This is a genomic window from Paenibacillus sp. EKM10P, assembly GCF_011800655.1.
Taxonomy (GTDB): Bacteria; Bacillota; Bacilli; order Paenibacillales; family Paenibacillaceae; genus Paenibacillus; species Paenibacillus polymyxa.
Map to the genome: position 1 here is coordinate 59,329 of NZ_JAALET010000002.1, position 19,686 is coordinate 79,014.

At 45.0% G+C, this 19,686-nt stretch carries 15 protein-coding genes; 4 read left to right on the forward strand and 11 right to left on the reverse strand.

What is annotated here, in order from left to right:
• Positions 1 to 11: 11 nt before the first annotated feature.
• On the reverse strand, positions 12 to 1,622 hold the full coding sequence (locus tag HFE01_RS05240) for a response regulator (RefSeq protein ID WP_031461504.1): 1,611 nt from the start codon (positions 1,620 to 1,622) through the stop codon (positions 12 to 14).
• Between the two features lie 329 nt (positions 1,623 to 1,951).
• Here HFE01_RS05240 and HFE01_RS05245 point away from each other — a divergent pair, with 329 nt between their 5' ends.
• Positions 1,952 to 4,690: a putative Ig domain-containing protein gene (locus tag HFE01_RS05245; protein ID WP_167438488.1), complete on the forward strand. Its 2,739-nt coding sequence runs from the start codon at positions 1,952 to 1,954 to the stop codon at positions 4,688 to 4,690.
• Positions 4,691 to 4,763: 73 nt separating this feature from the next.
• Here HFE01_RS05245 and HFE01_RS05250 read toward each other — a convergent pair whose 3' ends face one another.
• The 7 genes from HFE01_RS05250 to HFE01_RS05280 form a co-directional block, all read right to left on the reverse strand.
• A complete protein-coding gene (locus HFE01_RS05250; RefSeq protein WP_019687328.1) occupies positions 4,764 to 5,945 on the reverse strand; it encodes a DUF4272 domain-containing protein in 1,182 nt (393 codons plus the stop codon).
• A gap of 58 nt (positions 5,946 to 6,003) precedes the next feature.
• Positions 6,004 to 6,375, reverse strand: coding sequence for a hypothetical protein (locus HFE01_RS05255; protein ID WP_167438482.1), 372 nt, complete (start codon positions 6,373 to 6,375; stop codon positions 6,004 to 6,006).
• Between the two features lie 415 nt (positions 6,376 to 6,790).
• The gene (locus tag HFE01_RS05260; RefSeq protein WP_090890615.1) at positions 6,791 to 7,897 is read right to left on the reverse strand and encodes a Gfo/Idh/MocA family protein; all 1,107 of its coding nucleotides are present in this window, start codon (positions 7,895 to 7,897) and stop codon (positions 6,791 to 6,793) included.
• A gap of 74 nt (positions 7,898 to 7,971) precedes the next feature.
• Positions 7,972 to 8,700 carry a ThuA domain-containing protein gene (locus tag HFE01_RS05265; protein WP_167438481.1) on the reverse strand — a complete coding sequence of 243 codons (729 nt, stop codon included), beginning with the start codon at positions 8,698 to 8,700 and terminating at the stop codon, positions 7,972 to 7,974.
• Positions 8,701 to 8,736: 36 nt separating this feature from the next.
• Positions 8,737 to 9,909 (reverse strand): Gfo/Idh/MocA family protein, encoded by a 1,173-nt coding sequence (locus HFE01_RS05270; RefSeq protein ID WP_167438480.1) that lies wholly within the window; start codon positions 9,907 to 9,909, stop codon positions 8,737 to 8,739.
• A gap of 52 nt (positions 9,910 to 9,961) precedes the next feature.
• Positions 9,962 to 11,023: a LacI family DNA-binding transcriptional regulator gene (locus HFE01_RS05275; RefSeq protein WP_181955915.1), complete on the reverse strand. Its 1,062-nt coding sequence runs from the start codon at positions 11,021 to 11,023 to the stop codon at positions 9,962 to 9,964.
• Positions 11,024 to 11,126: 103 nt separating this feature from the next.
• Positions 11,127 to 11,984 carry a GRP family sugar transporter gene (locus HFE01_RS05280; RefSeq protein ID WP_102998041.1) on the reverse strand — a complete coding sequence of 286 codons (858 nt, stop codon included), beginning with the start codon at positions 11,982 to 11,984 and terminating at the stop codon, positions 11,127 to 11,129.
• A gap of 502 nt (positions 11,985 to 12,486) precedes the next feature.
• Here HFE01_RS05280 and HFE01_RS05285 point away from each other — a divergent pair.
• The gene (locus HFE01_RS05285; protein WP_167438479.1) at positions 12,487 to 14,721 is read left to right on the forward strand and encodes an alpha-galactosidase; all 2,235 of its coding nucleotides are present in this window, start codon (positions 12,487 to 12,489) and stop codon (positions 14,719 to 14,721) included.
• A 123-nt stretch (positions 14,722 to 14,844) separates the two neighbouring features.
• On the opposite strand, the gene HFE01_RS05290 is transcribed toward HFE01_RS05285, so the two are convergent.
• Positions 14,845 to 15,831: an aldo/keto reductase gene (locus HFE01_RS05290; protein WP_181955916.1), complete on the reverse strand. Its 987-nt coding sequence runs from the start codon at positions 15,829 to 15,831 to the stop codon at positions 14,845 to 14,847.
• Between the two features lie 406 nt (positions 15,832 to 16,237).
• On the opposite strand from HFE01_RS05290, the gene HFE01_RS05295 reads away from it, so the two are divergent.
• Positions 16,238 to 17,149: an AraC family transcriptional regulator gene (locus tag HFE01_RS05295; protein ID WP_102998039.1), complete on the forward strand. Its 912-nt coding sequence runs from the start codon at positions 16,238 to 16,240 to the stop codon at positions 17,147 to 17,149.
• 1 nt (position 17,150) lies between these two features.
• On the forward strand, positions 17,151 to 17,513 hold the full coding sequence (locus HFE01_RS05300) for a TetR-like C-terminal domain-containing protein (protein ID WP_243208143.1): 363 nt from the start codon (positions 17,151 to 17,153) through the stop codon (positions 17,511 to 17,513).
• A 119-nt stretch (positions 17,514 to 17,632) separates the two neighbouring features.
• Here the strand turns inward: HFE01_RS05300 and HFE01_RS05305 are convergent, their stop codons facing one another.
• Complete coding sequence (locus tag HFE01_RS05305; protein WP_025364952.1) at positions 17,633 to 18,628, reverse strand: Gfo/Idh/MocA family protein; 996 nt, start codon at positions 18,626 to 18,628, stop codon at positions 17,633 to 17,635.
• Position 18,629: 1 nt separating this feature from the next.
• Complete coding sequence (locus HFE01_RS05310) at positions 18,630 to 19,649, reverse strand: Gfo/Idh/MocA family oxidoreductase (protein ID WP_167438477.1); 1,020 nt, start codon at positions 19,647 to 19,649, stop codon at positions 18,630 to 18,632.
• Positions 19,650 to 19,686: the final 37 nt, after the last annotated feature.

A 19,686-nucleotide genomic window follows, 5' to 3' on the forward strand; every position in this document is an offset into this window, starting at 1 on the left:
CACCTACTTCATTATGATTGTGGTTGACGGAAGGATTGCCGATACTCTTGCGGCACCTTGCCGAACTTTTTTTTGAACATATCGCTGAAATGCCTCACATTGTTATATCCTACTTGCTCGGCAATTTCGTACACCATCAGATCACTCTCTATAAGCAGCTTGAGGGCATGTTTCATTCGCACATCAGTGACGTGGTTTTTAAAATTTTGGCCGGTATGCTTCTTGAAAAAGCTGCTAAAATAGTAAGAGTTCATATAAAAAAGAGCAGCCATGGACTCCAGCGTTATATTGCTTGCATAATGCTCTTCGATATAGGTCTTAATCTTGATAAGCAATGCACTTTCTTTTCTTGTCAGCTTGCTTGCAAGCTGCTGCAGCATTTCCGATAAAATCTCCTCAATAACATGAGCAACATCGGCGTAGGAAGGACAAGGCGCCAGTCTTTCCAGTAGGGCTCCTTGCTTGCTACTAATGTATTCCATTCCTCCCCCGATCTCTGTAAGCTCCTGATTGATGGTCAAGATAGAGTTGTAAACCCCCGAAATGGCCAAGTTCTTATTCTCCCCGGTTTGAATCCTGATCTGCTCAAGTAACTGCTCTATCAGTAGTTGAAGCTGTTCCTTCTGCTGGTTAATCAGCGCTTTGACCAAATCAGATTGAAGCTCTGTAATGGTTCTATTCTCTGGCTGGACCCTCGTGAGCTCGTCTCCATACCGAATGACTTGATTCATTCCTATAAAATAATTTATTTTAAGCGCTTTCAAAGCAGAGCGATAGGATTTCGCTGTTTCTTCAATGCTCGTTACACTGAGTCCTATGCCGCACGAAATGCTCAGTTTTAAATAGCTGTTAATTTTATGGTGAAGGTCAGTGGCCAGTTGTAGGGGGTATTCTCTCTGTTCATGTTGGATTAGAATTGCAAAGCCTCCTTCTTTCTGAACCAGCAATCCGTTGCCCGCGTTCAGTTCCTGATCTAATGTCTCTCTAATGATATTGGATAAGGCAAAGTTTACTAGATTGCGTTCCCGCTCCTCCCACTGTGAGCTGTTGGTATTCTCATCAATCTCCAGCACACACACGGTAGTCAATCGGCTTATCGCTATGGCTCCCATTTGTGTGAGTGCGGTGAGTGTCTTTTGTTCTCCATCCAACAACCCGTCAAGCAGCTGTTCTATTGTTGTCGAGCGATTCTTTTTTTCGTAATAAGTCAACATCTCTTTATTGCGCTCACCGTTGGATTCTTCCCGGAGGATTGAGGCTGCCTTTGCTATTACCTTTTCGAGCTGATTTTTATTTATAGGTTTTACCAGATAATCCAGCGCTCCTAACTGAATAGCTTGACGGGCATAGACGAATTCTTGAAAAGCGCTGATAAAAATAACTTTGGCATGGAATCCTTGTTCATTCAATTCTGAAATAATATCAATGCCGCTTCCACCTGGCATGCTAATATCGCTGATAATGAGGTGAGGTTCATGTATACGTATTAGATCGCGGAGTTCTTTCCCATCATTAGCTTCACCAACAATGGTAATCCCAAGCTCTTTCCAGGAAATCAGTTTTTTTAAGCCGCGTAATATGACAGGTTCATCGTCTGCAAGCAATAATTTAATAGTTTTCATGAATAAGTCCTCCTTGCTTGAGCTTATTACTTGTTTGTATGTTCTTAAACCCTATTTTTGTTTCATAAAATATCATGCGAATGAAAACATATAAATGAACTTATTGCATCTTTATGTGTGGTTTTTTTAACCAATTGTTTGAATATGCTGGCCTCTACTCCAGTTGTGGACTTCAGCCAATAGTTGCATGTGTTGTTGGAATTCACTAGTTTTTATGCATATTTCTCTAAAAAAAACAGCATACCTCTCCTTCTCCATTCTGCTATTGTGTTTCTTGAATAAACAGCAAAGGAGGAGATTTTCTGAACAGAATGTATAAACTATACCAAATGAGTATGTGGAGACGAATGACAGCCCTTTTTTCTGCCCTAATTTTTGCCGCCATATGTATACCTTGGTCGCCCGCATCTGCTTCGGTGTCTACAATGGAACTGCCGAAGGCAACCGATGCTGTAGAAATTATGGAAACAACCAACAACGGATTTCTGCATCCCGGGATCGGAGTAACCAAGGACATTCTTGAAAACATGCGGGCACAAATTATGGCGAAGCAGGAACCCTGGTATTCGTATTATAAGGCCATGTTGGTATCGTCAACCACCTCAAAGTCGATTACATCAAGCAACCAAAATCCTATGGAACCAACGAAACCGGCCAGTGATGCTTTTAACAGCCAGAGTTTTAACTCGCGATTTATATCCGATGGTTTGAAAGCGTATACACAAGCGCTGCTATATTATAGTTCAGGCGATGAAATCTACCGGGCTAATGCTATGCGCATTATTCGCATTTGGTCCCAAATGGACCCTGCGAAATACACCTATTTCACCGATGCTCACATTCATACTGGGATTCCGCTGAACCGGATGGTAACAGCCGCAGAGATATTGCGGTACTCCAGTTGCAAGACGGAATCCTTGAGGTGGACGGACCAGGATACGGCCAATTTCAGCAACAATCTCATTATTCCGGTTACGGAAACGTTTCTTCACGATAACAATCATTTCATGAACCAACACACTTATCCCCTGCTGGGAGCTATGGCAGGATATATTTTTACAGACAACACCGATAGATATGAAGAGGCTGTAGAATGGTTTACTGTGAACAAAACGGCAACAGATCAAGGAATTAACGGCTCAATTAAACAACTATTTCGTCTAGTTGACACCAATTCTGTAACGGGAGAGAAACTGGATAAACCGGTCATCCAGCACGTGGAAATGGGCAGGGACCAGGCTCACGGCGCGGGAGACATTACAAATGCAGCGATTATTTCCCGAATGCTTCTTGCCCAAGGCACAAAAATAGATCCGGTAAAAGGCACGGTCTCAAATGCTCCGAATGCGGTGGATATTTTTGATTTTCTGGATCACCGAATTCTGACGGCAGCCAATTATTTTTGGCAATACATGTTGGGATATGATACCCCTTGGACCCCAGTGGTTTATACCATGGATGCGAATGGTAACCCCATGGGCATCTATAGGACGATATCCGATTTTTATAGAGGTAGAATGAACACCGCCCAGTTTTGGGACATATACTACTATTATACTTACAGCAAAGGAGTCAATCTCTCAGAGAAGGCGCCATACTTTTATGAAGCGTTTAGAAAACGTATCCCACCAAATTATTATTATAAAGGTACACTATCCAAAGCATGGGAGAGTCCAGACGGAGGCGGTGATTTCTGGTTGTATATTCCTCCGGCAGCCGTTTTGGAGGGGTCAAATAATGTCCCGAAGGAAATGACAAGTGATGCTGTAGTAGAAATTGAAGACCGATACACGGCTCTTGACAGCCGTTCGACAACCAAGCAGGAAGGTACAATTTCCTATGTGGAAATTACAGCAACGGACGAGGGCAGCACTATTGTACCTTTGAATCTTTCCTTCGGTCAGCGAACCTCCACCAAACTCATCGGCTTGAAAATCAGGACCCAAGGAATCGCAACTCTTGAACTAAGTAAAGAAAAAAACTCTGTTCCTTTCCATACGATTTCGCTGCCGGATACAAAAGGACAATGGAGATATGTCACCTTTGATATGTCCATCGACAGAGTTTCATATGCTCAGATGGATGAAAACTATAGTCTTATGTATATGAAGGTAAAGGGAAACGGTGCCCAGGTAGACCTGGATCACTTCCATGTCCTGGCGGGTAGCCAGTTGTCCGTTCCAGCGTTTGCCTCCGGTTCATCCACACTGAACCTATTTACGTATACAGGCGGAACGATCAACGCAGATTTTTCGGCTACGGACTCGAGCGCTTCAGGTATCATTACCTATGAAATGGCAGATGGGCCTAAGGGCGCCATCTTGGATGCCCACACCGGCGCCTTCACTTGGACTCCTACGCAAATCGGAACAAGTTCTTTTACCGTCGTGGTCAGCGACGAAACCTCATTAGCTACGAAACATGTAAAAATTGAGGTGACAGCTGACCGACCATCTGCTGTTACTGCAGCTACCACCGGATATAATTCGGCTGAGAATTATGTGTCAGCCTCCCTTGCGACTTACACAAATGCATATACAGACGTTATCAATCATATTGCAACGGATACAGATGCAGCGTTTTATGCCAAATTGCAAACCGTTCGTGAGGCAGTAGAAGGATTAGAGCTTCTAAATATCAATTTGCAGGATGGAAGCCTCAACTTTGTGAAGATGCTATCTACGTCTTCCTTCGGTAATTATTTATCAAGTCTCACGGATCATAATGACAACAGTTATGTCGCTTACGGATTGGCTTCGAATCAGTACCATACCCTTGACTTTGGAAGTAAGTTTAAAATCAATGCGCATGTTTTCGAGGTCCAAGGCAGAAGAAGTTTTCCCGAGCGGATCTCCGGTCTTGCCGTGTTTGGCTCGAATGATGAGAAGAATTGGACCCGTTTGACGGATCAGCTCACTGTACGAACCGAAGAAAAGCAACGGCTTTACGTGAGGGATGAGTATAAAAACACCTCTTTCCGCTTTTTCAAGCTGGCGATAATCGAGCCGCAAAGTACGATGTTTGAGATCAGTGAATTGCGAATTTACGGTCAACGTCATGAATTTTAAGTAAAGTGCCCCACACCAAACAAACAATCCTCTACCTATTTGGTAGAGGATTGTTGCTTTCTTACGCTTCCTATTATGTATCTGTGCGCACATCATCCCAATCCTGTCCCATGTAACCAGTGAGCCATTTTAGCACACGATGACGTTCATACACTACACCATCATCCAGATTTCCAGGGGCTGGCTGTTTATGAATGCGGCTATCCACACACATCCAGTCGTAACGACAGATTAAATCGGCTTCATCTAAAATTTCCTTGCTACTGCGCAGCCTTGAGCTTGACAGAAAAGCCTCAAATGAGTCAAATTGCTGCAACTTTGAAACAGACAATGGCACGTCGCAAATACCAGTTGGGTCACCTAGCTTCTCAAGATGGCCCAAAGCCCATAACAGAGTCCAAAAGCCTTCATAACGCCAGGAGAACTGGACACCCTCTGACTCATCGTCATACTCATTGGATAGGAACCTCTTCTCTTCTGGTGAAAAGAAACGGTCCGCGCCATACTGATCAGTCACTTGATTTATCATTCGATTCGTATCATCCATGTTTTCGCCCGCACCGATACACTCGCCTTTCAGGGCTACAATACACAAAGCAACGGCACGGCCAGCCACTTCCTTAAGGGAACGGATGCTGTCTGCGGCTTCATCTCCTAGCCTTCCTGGGATCGGCGGCATTTGCGTAAAGCCTTGATCCAGCAATATCTTTTCTGACTGCAGCTTTCGCTCCATTCCGGATTCGCTAATTTGATCCTCTCCGTACAAATAACTAACATGAGCAGTCACTGTATAATCTTCCACTTCCGAACGTCCATTCACATCTAGTAGCAGACTTCCGTCAGGTGCAAGCAAATCACCGCCACCTCGGAACATCAGTCCATCCAGCGAATTTATGATATCAAGTAATTCGGCAAAAAAGGCTTCAGATATATCCTCCTCAGTCTCCACACCAATCACCATATTCAGCGTACTCATTTTGATCAACAGCTTTTGCTGCAACTGTTCGTTTTCAGCAGGAATTTGACTAAAAAAGTTTATCATTCCGTTAAGCATGGAGGCAAACTCCTCCGGATTCGTTTTGCTGGTCATTATGTTAAATCCTTTGATCTTTCTACTAAACCAGCCCCGGCTTTTGACCTCAAACTTAGTTTTGCTTTCATTCACGTGTATCTTGTTGTTGGGATAAATCGACTTTAATAGTCTCTCAACCTGATCCAGATCGAAGGTTGAGCTGTAAAGCGCACAATTTCTCATGATGACCTCCTTATGAAAATACTACGAATAGCCGATGTTTGTTATGGGCACGATTCAACTAACTCTGCAAAATTCGATGCAGTAATGCCTCTCCCTCATTCTCAAACCTTCGGTGTTCCTTCAGAAATTCAGGAACATCTTGCAACCGGGAAGGTCTGTACCCAGGACCGCCACACCCACAGGAATGGTAAGAATATCCATTTCGATACAAAAGCTCTACCTTTTTCCACTGATTGATATCCGTTTGCTTCGGGGCCTGAAAATCATGACCCATGTCATGCATGGGCGTCTGGCATTGCGGACAGACATGAACAAGCCGCTCATATTCATCCTTTGGCATCTCAAAGCGGGATGTTTGCTTATACACCTTCCTACAAGTAAAGCAGGCAAAGATATCTTTGTATGGACCGTACATTGCATATCTACACATATTTTCACCCTCTTCAAAAATTGAAATTGATCTGATATTTTTCTTGTATTATCAGAATACATTCACAGCGCCACCGTATTAAGAATACATTGATGTCCAGCTGATGTTTCTTTTATATTAGAGCGAAATTACAGAACTAATCAAGCTAAAAGGTCCGTTCTAGCGCATTCCTCGCAGTAGTGATGTTATTTTTTATAGCATAAAAATCTTGTTCAAGGCTCGAAATCATTGTAGCATGATGTCTTGAAAGTTAACTAAGAAGACTCCTAAGCCGCAGTCAAATCGGGGCTGGAGCCTTCTTTTTTAAGTAATAAATAGTCAAAGCAGAATGTGCAAATCCCAGACCGACTTTTGGGACAGCCCTCCAGTCTTATAATTCTTGTATGCTGCAGGTCAGCTTCAGACTGATACTCGTTTACACATCTAATGTATACAAGGGCAGGTTTTCCGGTAAAGCCGACGGGCGCTGACAGGTGCTCTGCATCGTATAAAAGGTCTCTTGATCGGAAGAGTCATGGAACGCCCACATCGCTTCCAGCACATGGTAGGCCAGTTCCCCGCTAGCGCGGTGAGGCCGTCCGCTACGGAGAGCATAGGCCATATCGGCAACACCGATACCCCGTGTATTCTCCTTGTATCCCGGCTGCAGCGGTGCCTCTGTCCATTCTTGCTCGCCTAACAGTCTATAGCGAACTGGTCCTCCGAACGTGTTCGGGTCAGGCACCTGTAGCGTGCCATGCGTTCCATATACCTCGATCGGTGGCAGAGTGCTTCCACCAAAGATGTCAAAGCTGGTAATCAGCGTGCCGACAGCCCCCTGCTTAAAGCGCAGCAATCCGGCTACATGGGTCGGAATATCGACTGGGATGGTCTGGCCTTTCTTTTTCTCGCTCGTAATTGTTCGCTGATCCATCGCCTTGCTGGTCATGCCCGAAATAGCAGTAATCGGTCCCAGCAGTTGTACCAGAGCCGTCAAGTAATAAGGGCCCATATCAAACATCGGCCCGCCGCCGACTGCATAATAAAATTCAGGATCGGGATGCCAATGTTCATGTCCACGGCTCATCATGAAAGCTGTAGCAGCTACTGGATTCCCAATGACACCGTCCTCAATCAGCTTCAATGATGTCTGTATACCGGAACCGAAGAAAGTTTCCGGTGCGCAGCCAACAAGTAGTCCTTTTTGACGAGCAAGATCCAAGACAGCCTGGCCCTGCTCACGGGTGACGGCAAGTGGCTTCTCCACATAGACATGCTTGCCAGCCGCAAGAGCTCTGAGACACACCTCGGCGTGAACGGCCGGAATGGTCAAATTAATGATAAGTTCGATCTGCGGGTCAGCTAAAATCTCATCTACTGTATATACGTTCGGAACGTTGAACGCTATCGCCTGCTCCTCTGCTCGACCTTGGTCCAGATCCGCTACTGCGAACAGCTCCAGAATGTCGAAACGATGGCAATTTTCCATGTAAATTCCGCTAATTTTACCACATCCGATAATGCCTACTTTCATTTTGTTCATGCTGGACTCCCTTCTCCTTGAGAAAAAATGGATAATGGCGTTCTTTTATTACATCGGATACCATCCTGTTCGCGCTACTGCTGCTGGTTGTCTGCCATACCCGTGTATGCCTCTGCCAGCAAGCTACCGTAGCTGGTCGCTGCCTGTTTGCCTGCCGCGGTCCACAGGAACCCGCTGCGCATCATCTCGGTCACTTGAGGTATATCTATGATATCTGCGTGATGACCTAGCGAATTGTAGAATACGCGTCCGCTTCCCCACCGCTTTGTCCATACAACAGGCATATCCACCGGCCCATTAGCCGAATGAGGTCCTGGTACGACCGGGAAGCGTGTGGTTGCCAGCACCTCAACTGCCGGGTCTACATGGAGGTAGTACTGCTCGCTTTTGACCTGAAAATCCTCAATATGGTCCAGCAGCGGGCTGGAGCCACGCTTTATGTTCACCATATACTCCACTCCATCATTACCGGGATGAGCAACCCATTGCCCGCCTGTCATGAACTGCCAGTCCACGTTGTTCCGAAAGGCATCACACATGCCACCGTGACAGCCTGCCAGACCTACACCGCTTTGAACCGCTGCTGAGACATTATTGACCAGTTCCTGCTCGATCTGGCCCATAGTCCACATGGGAATGATCAGGTCCAGGCCAAGCAGTTTCTCCGCATCCTGGTAGGCATCAAGGGTATTAGATACCTCCACCTCGAACTGTTCTTCCTTTAAAATGCGTTCAAAAATAGCCGCCACCTGCTCCGGCTCATGTCCGTTCCATCCACCCCATACAATCAGTGCCTTGTGCATCTATAATCCACTCACCTTTCGGAATGTGTAGTTATACTACATTTCTTCAATGGATACCCAGCGACGTTCCTTTATAGATCGTTCTACTGCTTCAAGCACAGCCTGACAAGCGACCCCGTCGTGGAAATTCGGCGAAGGTTGCCGTCCTTCGGAGATGGCACTCAACATCTCAAGCATCTCGTGGGTGAAGGTATGCTCAAATCCGATTGTATGTCCTGCAGGCCACCAGGCTTCGGAATATTTGTGTGCTGGATCAGTGGCGAGCACGCGGCGGAAGCCCTGAACGTCTTCCTCATCCTGTGTGAAATACACTTCCAGTTCATTCATCCGCTCAAAGTCAAACCGTACACTGCCTAGACTACCGTTGATTTCGAATGAATTTGTGCTCCGATGTCCGGCAGCAAAGCGTGTGGCCTCGAAGCTGCCCAGCGCACCTCCAGCAAAGCGTGCTAGGAACAGCGTGGCATCATCGACCGTCACTTCTCCCATTGGTGCATTGGCCTCGGTACTCCTTTTGGAGCTCAATCCGCTCATCTCCATAGCCAGCGGACGCTGTTTGATGAACGTCTCGCTCATGCCGATAACTTCGTCGAACTCGCCGACCAGAAACCGAGCGAGATCAATCAGATGGGCGCCAAGGTCTCCATGAGAGCCAGAACCGGCCACTTCTTTTTGCAACCGCCATACCAGCGGGAAGGACGGGTCCATGATCCAGTCTTGAAGGAAAAACGCACGGAAATGATAGATTTTGCCTAGGCGACCGTTTTCGACGAGCTGCTTCGCCAGCTGGACAGCCGGAGAAAAGCGGTAGTTGAAGCCAATCATATGGTTGACTCCTGCTTTCTCTGCTGCCTGCAACATGTCACGGGAATCCGCCAGTGAAAGCGCAAGCGGCTTCTCACAAAACAGATGCTTGCCATGGAGGGCAGACTCGATAACAATTTCCTTATGGGCATTACTCGGGGCGTTAATGTCAATGAGATCAATATCGTTACGCTTCACTAGATCACGCCAATCCGTAACACTCGCGGTCCAGCCGAACTGGCGGGCAGCCGCCTGAACCCCCTGCTCGTTACGTCCACAGATGACGGACATCTCTGGCTGCAGCGGGGCATCTGGGAAGAACATAGGTAGACTACGGTAAGCGTTGCTGTGAGCCTTGCCCATAAATTTGTAGCCAACCATTCCAATACGAAGACGATTAGACATGTCGTGATCCTCCTTATAGGTATGAGTTTCAACGAATTATTGATGAATGGTGTTATTGACGAATGGATGACGCCCTGATAATCAGCTCTGTGGGCAGAAGTTCTCTTATTGAGTCGCACCCAGTCCCAGTCAGTTCCAGAGCCGGAATGTGGTCCTGAGAATCGGGTATAAGCTTCGAGGCTGCAAGCTCCCCCATCTCATAAAAAGGAACACGAACACTGCTTAGTGGGGGAACAGCCATCTCAGCCGCATCCGAATCGTCATAGCCCACAAATGCTGGGAACTGGTCAATTGCCAGTCCGCGCTCACGGAGACCCTGCATTACGCCGAGGGCCATCCGGTCGTTCGCCGCAAAGACGGCATCAATATCATCTAATTTGTCTGTGATGGTAGCCGACGCTTCCAGCCCGCTTCGACGACTGTAATTGCCTTGCAGAATCAGCTCATAGTCATATTCAATACCAGCCTCCTGAAGCGCGATGAGATAACCCTTCAAGCGCTCCGTACTGTTGGAATAGATATCCGGACCGTTGAGAAAGGCTATCCGCTTGCACCCCTGCTCAATGAGATGACTAACAGCCACTCGGCTTCCTTCTACATGGTCTGCATCCACTTCACAGAACGACTGCCCTTCGAAATGGTGATTCATGACACAGAACGGTCGCCCCTCTTGCTGAAGTCTCTTCAGAGCCTCCACCTCATCGTGGTCATCTCTTGCTCCAAGGATGATACAACTGTCGACCTTCTGCTGACGGAAAAGACTGCTGTAGTCCATCCGTTCCCCCGGTTTTCGGAATAATAGTAGTAGATCGAGCCCGCTGTCTCTGGCTTTATTGCCGATGCCGCTCAGCATCTCAGAGAAAAAATAAGCAGAGAACAGATGCGCCTTCGGGACATAAGGCATAACCACACCAAGATGGCCACTCTTGCTTCGGGCAAAGTTGCGGGCCAATGCACTGGGAACATATCCAAGTTGATTGGCAACGTCCAGGACCCTTTTCCGCGTATCTTCCTTAATAGGACCGGTCGCGTTCAATACTCGAGACACCGTCGCTTCAGACACGCCAGCGAGTTCTGCTACTTCCTTGCGCGAAACGATATTTCCCACCTCCAATCATTTTATGTACGCGCGTACATTTTCTCATGCTGCTATATCTCTGTCAATCCCGAAAAACGTGCCCTATGGATATATAAGCTTTTTTCTCCACAAATTCTCTCTAGGGCTTAAGCAGGCTGATCATTCCTACTCCTATCATCAGCACCGTAATTCCCACAAGTATAGCTATCCATTCCTGAGAACTTTTCTTTTCTTTAAATATTAAAATGCTACCGACACAAGCAATCGCAATGCTCGCTTGAGAGATCGGAAAACTAGCCGCCATGCCGATCAAACCGTTGGAAATAAATAGTGCTAGATTAGCAATGCTCCAAACCAATCCTGTAGACAAATTGCGAAGTACTGGAGAGAATCGCAGCCGATGTTTGCCTTTCAGATTCATGACTATGGCCGAGCATAACATCCCGAACGATTGCGGCAGAATGATGGACAACCCAGATATATTAAAGTACTGATTGATAACTACATAACTGCTTAACGCTAACCCGGAGCAAAACAGCATCATGATAATTCCTAATCGCAAAGGCTTAGACAGCCCAGCAGACTTGCCCTGATAGCTGGTCAATAGAACTCCCGCCAAAATACATAGAAGAGAACCAACACCCATCCCATATTGGTAACCTGTTATCCATTCACCCAAGATAAGTGCAGCAAATAACGTCGTCCCTAACAACTGTAGACCGCAAATGACAGGAATGGCGATCGATACGCTTACTTTTTGGAAAGATCGAAACTGGAGCAATTGTCCAGCGGCCCAGAAAATACCGGATATAAAACTTATCCCAAAAGGAATCGGTGCTAATGAGGCTGGCTGAATGATATACAAGCACAGGGCAAACAACACAGCACCAATAACAGTACCTGTCAGCTGTTCTCGGGGACTGGCTTTAGTCATATACGCCAATATCGGCATGACTCCCCAGCCGACAGCTGGAATAAAAGCAGTTAAGAAATCCACGCACGGTTCTCCTCCCGCAAAAGTACTCTTCCTACAATCGCTAAAAATACCATGCAGGAAAAAACCAACAATTTTACGATAGCAAAAAAAATCGCTTTCAAATACTAATATTTTTATAGATTTATATAGTAAAACCAAAGAAGTTGTTCCCTATATGTGCTTGTCCCACAATTATATAGAATCAGATCCAATATATTTTTAAGCTCTGAACTGGGATGTGTATCCAAATCCTGAAAATCATATTCTGGTCCATTCGCACCTTCCTCGTACTTTTCCCAACATAGAATCTATGTTTGTTAATTTATCAGTATAGCATAAGTTAAGGATGACAAATAACAAGAAATAAGGTTGAACTTAACTATAAATCCCCTTTGGAAGATTCTTTGTTTTTCCCATAATACGCTTAAAAAAAGTAATGTATTTTCTATCCCTGGCTTTGTTATGCTGAGTTCAATAATAACGCTTTCAACAGGTCTGTTATATTTTGAAAGGAGCTATGTACATGGCTAGTATACAAGTTAACCCAAAGGAACGTACATTTCACTTAACGAACAAATACTGCAGTTATCTTTTCCGTGTCATGGAGAACGGGCAATTGGAGCATTTATATTATGGCAAAAAAATGGAGTACCTAGGTCAATATGACCGTTTTATTGAACGAAGCTACCGCTCTGTGTCTGTCGGTGAGTTTGATGGCGACTTGGTAACATCATTGGAAAGCATTAAGCAGGAATTTCCTTCTTCGGGAAGTGGAGACTTTAGAGAACCAGCAGTTGAGATCATACAGGAGGATGGTTCTCATGTCATGGAGTTCATTTTTGACCGTTACGAGGTCATCACGGGGAAACCTAAAATCCCCCATCTCCCTGCTACGTTTTGTAAGGAAGCAGATGAAGCAGAGACTCTCCTGATCACGCTGACCGATTCCCTTACAGGGGCGGTTGCCGTACTTGCTTACACCATCTTCAGTGAACTGCCTGTAATCACGAGATCCGTATCCATAACGAACTCCGGAAATAGTACTCTGAGAGTCAACCGTCTAATGAGCATGAGCCTTGATCTTCCTGACTCCGAATATGAATTTATTCATTTGTCGGGGGCATGGGGTAGGGAACGACATGTGGAACGTACACCACTCAGACCAGGTGTTCAGTCCATTGGGAGCACACGAGGAATTAGTAGTCATATTCACAATCCATTCATGGCGCTTGCCAAACCGGGGTCTCAGGAACACCAAGGAGAAGTATATGCAGTTAATCTCGTCTACAGTGGAAACTTTCTTGCCCAGGCGGAAGTGGACAGCTACTCAACTACCCGACTGAGCCTCGGTATTCATCCTGACAAATTCTGCTGGACTCTGAAGCCTGGAGAATGTTTTTATTCGCCCGAAGCAGTTATGGTCTACTCACAGAACGGTTTGAACGGAATGAGCCAGGCGTTCCATCGCCTATACAATAAACACTTAATTCGTAGTAGCTGGGCCGAACGGGAACGACCTGTATTAATCAATAACTGGGAGGGAACCTACTTTGATTTTACCGAGAAGAAAATAGTGGATATGGCTAAAAAAGCAAGTGAACTAGGGATTGAGCTCTTTGTCTTGGATGACGGTTGGTTCGGTCAAAGAAACAATGATACTTCCTCACTCGGTGACTGGTTTGAAAATCGTGAAAAGCTACCGAACGGAATCTCGAATTTGGCAAAGAAGATCAATGAGCTCGGTATGAAATTCGGTCTTTGGTTCGAGCCGGAAATGGTTAACTCCGACTCTCATATTATGAGGGAACATCCAGACTGGGTTGTGGGAACACCCGGGCGTAAACGCAAGCATGGACGGCATCAGTATGTTCTTGATTATTCCCAACCGCCTGTTGTGGATTACCTGTTTAAGTTAATGGATGACGTGCTCTCTTCTGCTCACATCGAATATGTAAAATGGGATATGAATCGCTGCATTTCAGAAGCCTATTCATTATCTCTTGGCAAGGAAAGACAGGGCGAGTTTTTTCACCGTTACGTTCTAGGCGTATATGCTTTATATGAGAAGCTGATTACCAAATACCCTGAGATTTTGTTTGAGTCCTGTGCTTCCGGTGGGGGACGGTTTGATCCAGGGATGCTTTATTATGCTCCGCAAACATGGACGAGCGACGATAGCGAAGCTATTGAACGTCTTAAGATTCAGTATGGCACTTCCATGGCCTATCCGCTTAGCAGCATGGGTGCTCATGTGTCAACCATTCCGAACCACCAGGTAGGCAGAACTGCACCGCTACAAACCAGATCAAATGTCGCCTACTTCGGTGTATTCGGTTATGAACTTGATCCCTTGGCCTTGACCGAGGAAGAGTGCAGTATAATCAAAAAGCAAATACAATTGTATAAACGTCACCAACGATTAGTTACCCAGGGAACGTTTCATCGTCTGCTAAGTCCTTTTGAAAAAAATGAGACAGCTTGGATGACTATTGATGCAGAACGTGAGCATGCTCTCGTCGGCTGGTACCAGGTGCTCTCGCGCCCCAATGCAGCTTATTCAAGGCTAAAGCTCATCGGACTGGACGAAAAGGCAGTATATTTCGTGGAAGAACTGGACCGACGTTTTACAGGCAGCGAGTTAATGAACATCGGACTTATACTCACCCCGCCTTATCAGGCTGACCAGGATTTTAATATTGCGGAGAAATGTGATTTTTCATCTCAATTATTCACTTTAACTAAAGAGACTTCCTCTTAAACATATCGTACCGGGTGAAATCATTTTCGTGTAAATCCGATGATTTTACCCGGTACAACTCTCTGAAAATAAGGGTTTCCTTCAATCCATTCTGCATAGCTACGAAAGACTTGAAGAATTAAATCACAGACCCGTTCTTCTCTCCAACTCCTCTGTATATCTCGCGCCCATCAATGTGATTTGTGAGGCTGCGTTGCTAATGTTCCGCACATCTTCAGACGTAAGCTGAAGGGTCACGGCACCTAGATTTTCTTCCAAACGACTCAATTTCCGCGTGCCCGGAATCGGAACGATCCACGGCTTTTGGGCAAGCAGCCAGGCGAGTGCAACTTGGGCTGGTGTTGCCTTTAACTGCTCAGCCATCTCTTTAAGCAGGTCCACCAGCACCTGATTGGTCTCTAGCGCTTCTGAAGTAAAACGCGGAAGAATATTGCGTAAATCACCATGACTGAATGTCGTGTCTGCGTTAAAACTCCCCGTTAGGTACCCCTTGCCCAAAGGACTGAACGGAACGAAGCCAATGCCGAGCTCTTCAAGCGCAGGAAGGAGTTCCTCTTCAGGACGTCTCCACCACAGAGAATATTCACTCTGAATTGCAGTGAGCGACTGAACGGCGTGTGCTCGACGGATCGTCTGCACTCCTGCTTCAGATAATCCCCAGTGCTTCACCTTTCCTTCTCGGATCAGATCTTGCACGGCTCCCGCTACCTCTTCAATTGGCACATCTGGATCGACCCGGTGCTGATAATACAGATCGATGGCTTCAATCTTGAGACGTTTAAGCGATGCTTCGGCAACTTTCTTGATATGCTCAGGGCGACTGTTCATACCGAACTGCTTGCCATCCTGAATATGGAAGCCGAATTTCGTGGCAATCACGACTTGGTCGCGAACAGGAAGAAGCGCTTCGCCTAAAAGTTCCTCATTCGTATAAGGTCCGTATACTTCGGCGGTATCAAAGAAAGTTACGCCGCGCTCGACTGCTTCCCGAATGATTGAGATCATTTTCTTTGGATCAGAAGCTGGGCCATAACCGTAGCTCATTCCCATGCATCCAAGCCCCATCGCAGAAACTTCCAGACCGCTATTTCCCAATTTACGCTTTTGCATCATAATTCATCCTTCCTTAAGACGTTAATTATCTTTCTATAGTTAATTGGCTTACGATTCTGTCAAGAGAACTATTATATAATTGTTTGAAACCTTCATGCTCTTCAAACTCTATTAATGTGATAAGCCTTTGAACCAATAAGTTCCTAAACCAACGATTCAAATGATTCATCTTCTCCCTCTGTTGAAAATTGTTCTTGTTAAATGTCGTTATCTTGAACCCACTTCCTATTCCGTTATCCACCTCCTTGCTTGATTCTGTGAGTTTAGTTTTATTATGCCGAACAGAAGAAGCAAAGCGGTATCTCATTTGTCTTAATTGATTGCCTGATCCTATCACCACTACTTTTGTTACAGGCAGTTGCGTTTTATAATGGAGCCAGACAAACTCGCAAGGAGGATTTGAATGTCGGCGAACATTCTTGAACAACAAAAAGAGCTCACCAGTTTGATCGAGCGTCACTCACTTCAAAATAGTTCGAGGGAAACAGCAATTCCTTCCCTTTTTTTCTATCAGCATTCCAGCAAAACCGAGCCTGTTTACCGGGTTTACAAACCTTCCTTTTGTTTTGTTATTCAAGGTTTGAAAGAAATTTTGCTGGCACAGGAAAATTTCAAATATGGACCTTCCGACTATCTGATCGCGTCTATGAATCTGCCAGTGATCGGTCAAATTATAAAAGCTTCTCCAGGATCTCCTTACCTAAGTCTCAAGCTCGAATTTACCCATAATCAGATCCTTGAGGTACTGAACGATTCTAAAATCCAGGTCAAATTAAAAGAAAACGCCAAACGTGCCTTATTCGTCGGCCGAATGGAACCGTCTATTCAGGATGCTGTGCTTAGACTTGCCCGCCTGCTGGATACTCCAGAAGAAATCCCGTTTCTCGCCCCACTCTACACAAAAGAGATTCTGTACAGACTCCTTCAGGGCCCCTATGGAGCCGAATTGGCTCAGATTGCGGTCGAAGGAAGCAGCACCTATCGAATCCGGGAAGCTATCGACTATATTGTTCAACATTGGGATCAGTCTTTTCAGATCGAAGATCTTGCAGAGACCGCCAGTATGAGCATTTCCTCATTCCATCGGCATTTTAAAGAAGTAACCTCCATGAGCCCGATCCAGTTTCAGAAACAGCTGAGACTTCAGGAAGCCCGTCGCATCTTATTAGCTGAATCGGCGGACGCTGCGGACGTTGCTTACAGGATCGGTTACGAGAGTTCTTCCCAATTTAACCGTGAATACTCTCGCATGTTCGGTGCGCCCCCAAGAGCGGACATCAAGCGATTGAGGGAAAAATACGACCAGGTCCTATGATTTGCTGGATAAGCTGATCGCCACACATATTGATGAACTCCGAAGATTGTGCAATGAATCGGCCCATTTGAGCTTTACAGAAGCCGAAATGATCTGGTTTGAATATTTTGAGGCTAACTATTTATTTTTCTCCACAATGCTGGTGAGTAAGGGCGCTCCTTACTTCGGCACTCAATTCCTTGAATTTATGATGGATGAACTTCGGGAAGAGGTCGACATGAATGAAGAGAGAAATCGAGGATTAAACAAAGAAGTAGTTGTCCGTTATGCAGCGTCCGCTGTAGTGGGGATCATGGAGTGGTGGTTTATGAACGAAAAACCTCTCCACCGGTCGAGATGGCCGAGCAAATTGGCATGCTTTTAGACCGGAAATTGTGAATCTGGGCGAAAAAAGAGTAGCAGACGTATCTATCTGCTACTCTCACATCCATGAGTCAGAAGCAGCTCAAGCGAGTTGCTTCTTCAATTTTAGGTACAAGTATTTTAAAGATTATGTTTATCAGGACCAAACACAAGATTCGCCGACTGTTTGGCCTCCTCAATGACATTCATAACCTTTTCGCTATGTTCAAGCATATCCGAGACCTTTTCCAAATCGTTGTCACGGATGATACGGTCGAATTCAACGAATTCGTCATACATACGATGCGAATGATCCTTCAGATCCACACGGATGGGCGTTTCCTTATTAGGAGTGTATTCAAAATAATCGCATATATTAGCTGAACTCGCCATGTGTATATAGCCTTTATTGCCTTGAATGTTCACTGCATTGGGTGCCGTACTGTCTTTTGAACCTATGCAAACACACTTAAAATCGCCGTAATCAAGTAGCAGTATGCCTGAAGTATCAATTCCACGTTCCATGTTCGCCAAATATTCTACCTTCTTAGGGCTCCCGAAAAGGCCAACAACAAAATGAATATTGTATAAATTGATATCCATCAAGGCTCCGCCAGACATTTCTGGATTAAACGCAGGCTGGATTACTCCCGATTTAAAAGCCTCATACCGAGATGAATATTGAGAATAGTTGCATTCAACTATTTTAATCTCACCAAGCTTAGGCAGATACTCCTTCATGGAAAAATAATTTTTCAAATATTGATTCGTAATGGCTTCCACCAATACCAGTTTTCTTTGCTGAGCAATTTCTTTTAGCTCTAGAAATTCATGCAAATTGGATGTGAACGGCTTCTCACAAATGACATGTTTACCACTCAGTAATGCTTCTTTGGCATATGAATAATGAAGATGATTAGGCAACCCAATATAGACAGTATCAACGTCATTATTCATCAGCATTTTGCTGTAATCCGAATAAATCTGAGAGATTCCATATCTACGTTGCCAATCTAGTAATTTCTCCTCATGGCTAGGTCTAGAACAAATGGCCTTTAATAAGATAGTCGGGATTTCCTGAATAAAGCTCAATAGATCCCCTACAATCATTCCTGCTCCGACAATTCCCAATTTCATTCTAGTTACACTCCTCTATACCCTTCTCAAGTATTTCCATTGAAGTTATTGTTTCTTCATCTGTAATCGCTTTTTCTTTGCCGTGTATGATCGAATGATAGAGATCGTCATATACTCGGGCATAATCTCCTTTTTCAGAAACAACTTTTTCTTCATGATACTGACCATCATCATCAAGATACGTTAAAATACCATAATGCTCAGGCTGGTCGATGCCGAAATCGGCGTGTCCCTTAGGCAGATAGTATAATTTAAGATGCTCCTCTTGACGATCCTTTGTCTGCTTTATGAAAACACCTTTTTTGCCGTATACTACAAAACTCGGCCGCTCTTTTAGACGAAAAAAGCTGGATTTGATGGATACCTTGAGTGAAGAATAATAAAAATCCAGATCAAAATAATCATTCATTCTTCCAGAACCGAGCAATTGGCGCACATCGTAATGGATCGTGTCAGGCTTCCCAAAATAGGAAAGAACCTGGTCAATGGTATGAGCGCCATGTCCATAGAGGTAACTGTTATATTTGGAAAAATGAGAGGTGGAGTTAGGGGTCTCAGGACGATAATAATCGAAATGCATTTCCACCTCCAACAAATCACCGAGTTTTCCTGATTCAATAACCTTCTTTGTAGTGAGGAAATCCGAATCGTAACGTCTATTCTGATAGCACTGTATAATCAGATTTTTCTCTTTGGCATATTGGAAGATGGACACAGCTTCTTCTTTCGTTAACATAAAGGGTTTCTCAACAAGTACATTTTTTCCGTGGTCGAGTGCCATTTTCGCATAAGTATAGTGGGATTCTACAGGTGTACAGACAACAATCAACTGAATTTCCTTATCGTTCATTAGAGAATCAAGATGATCCGTATACTGAACGCCTGGGGTTTTCTCCCACTCCCCTTTATCTGGATTACGAGCGTAGATCGTCTTTACGTTCAAATGATCTCTGGTCAATGAAAAAGGAAGATGATACCGATTGGTACTTTTGCCATTCCCAATATAACCGATAGTAAGCATATTAATTCCCCCTAGGCTCTTTTTCATTTATTATAGT

Coding starts and splice junctions, on each gene's coding strand:
- HFE01_RS05240 (WP_031461504.1), bottom strand. CDS start 1,622: ATGAAAACTATTAAATTATTGCTTGCAGACGATGAACCTGTCATATTA.
- HFE01_RS05245 (WP_167438488.1), top strand. CDS start 1,952: ATGAGTATGTGGAGACGAATGACAGCCCTTTTTTCTGCCCTAATTTTT.
- HFE01_RS05250 (WP_019687328.1), bottom strand. CDS start 5,945: ATGAGAAATTGTGCGCTTTACAGCTCAACCTTCGATCTGGATCAGGTT.
- HFE01_RS05255 (WP_167438482.1), bottom strand. CDS start 6,375: ATGTGTAGATATGCAATGTACGGTCCATACAAAGATATCTTTGCCTGC.
- HFE01_RS05260 (WP_090890615.1), bottom strand. CDS start 7,897: ATGAACAAAATGAAAGTAGGCATTATCGGATGTGGTAAAATTAGCGGA.
- HFE01_RS05265 (WP_167438481.1), bottom strand. CDS start 8,700: ATGCACAAGGCACTGATTGTATGGGGTGGATGGAACGGACATGAGCCG.
- HFE01_RS05270 (WP_167438480.1), bottom strand. CDS start 9,909: ATGTCTAATCGTCTTCGTATTGGAATGGTTGGCTACAAATTTATGGGC.
- HFE01_RS05285 (WP_167438479.1), top strand. CDS start 12,487: ATGGCTAGTATACAAGTTAACCCAAAGGAACGTACATTTCACTTAACG.
- HFE01_RS05290 (WP_181955916.1), bottom strand. CDS start 15,831: ATGCAAAAGCGTAAATTGGGAAATAGCGGTCTGGAAGTTTCTGCGATG.
- HFE01_RS05295 (WP_102998039.1), top strand. CDS start 16,238: ATGTCGGCGAACATTCTTGAACAACAAAAAGAGCTCACCAGTTTGATC.
- HFE01_RS05305 (WP_025364952.1), bottom strand. CDS start 18,628: ATGAAATTGGGAATTGTCGGAGCAGGAATGATTGTAGGGGATCTATTG.
- HFE01_RS05310 (WP_167438477.1), bottom strand. CDS start 19,649: ATGCTTACTATCGGTTATATTGGGAATGGCAAAAGTACCAATCGGTAT.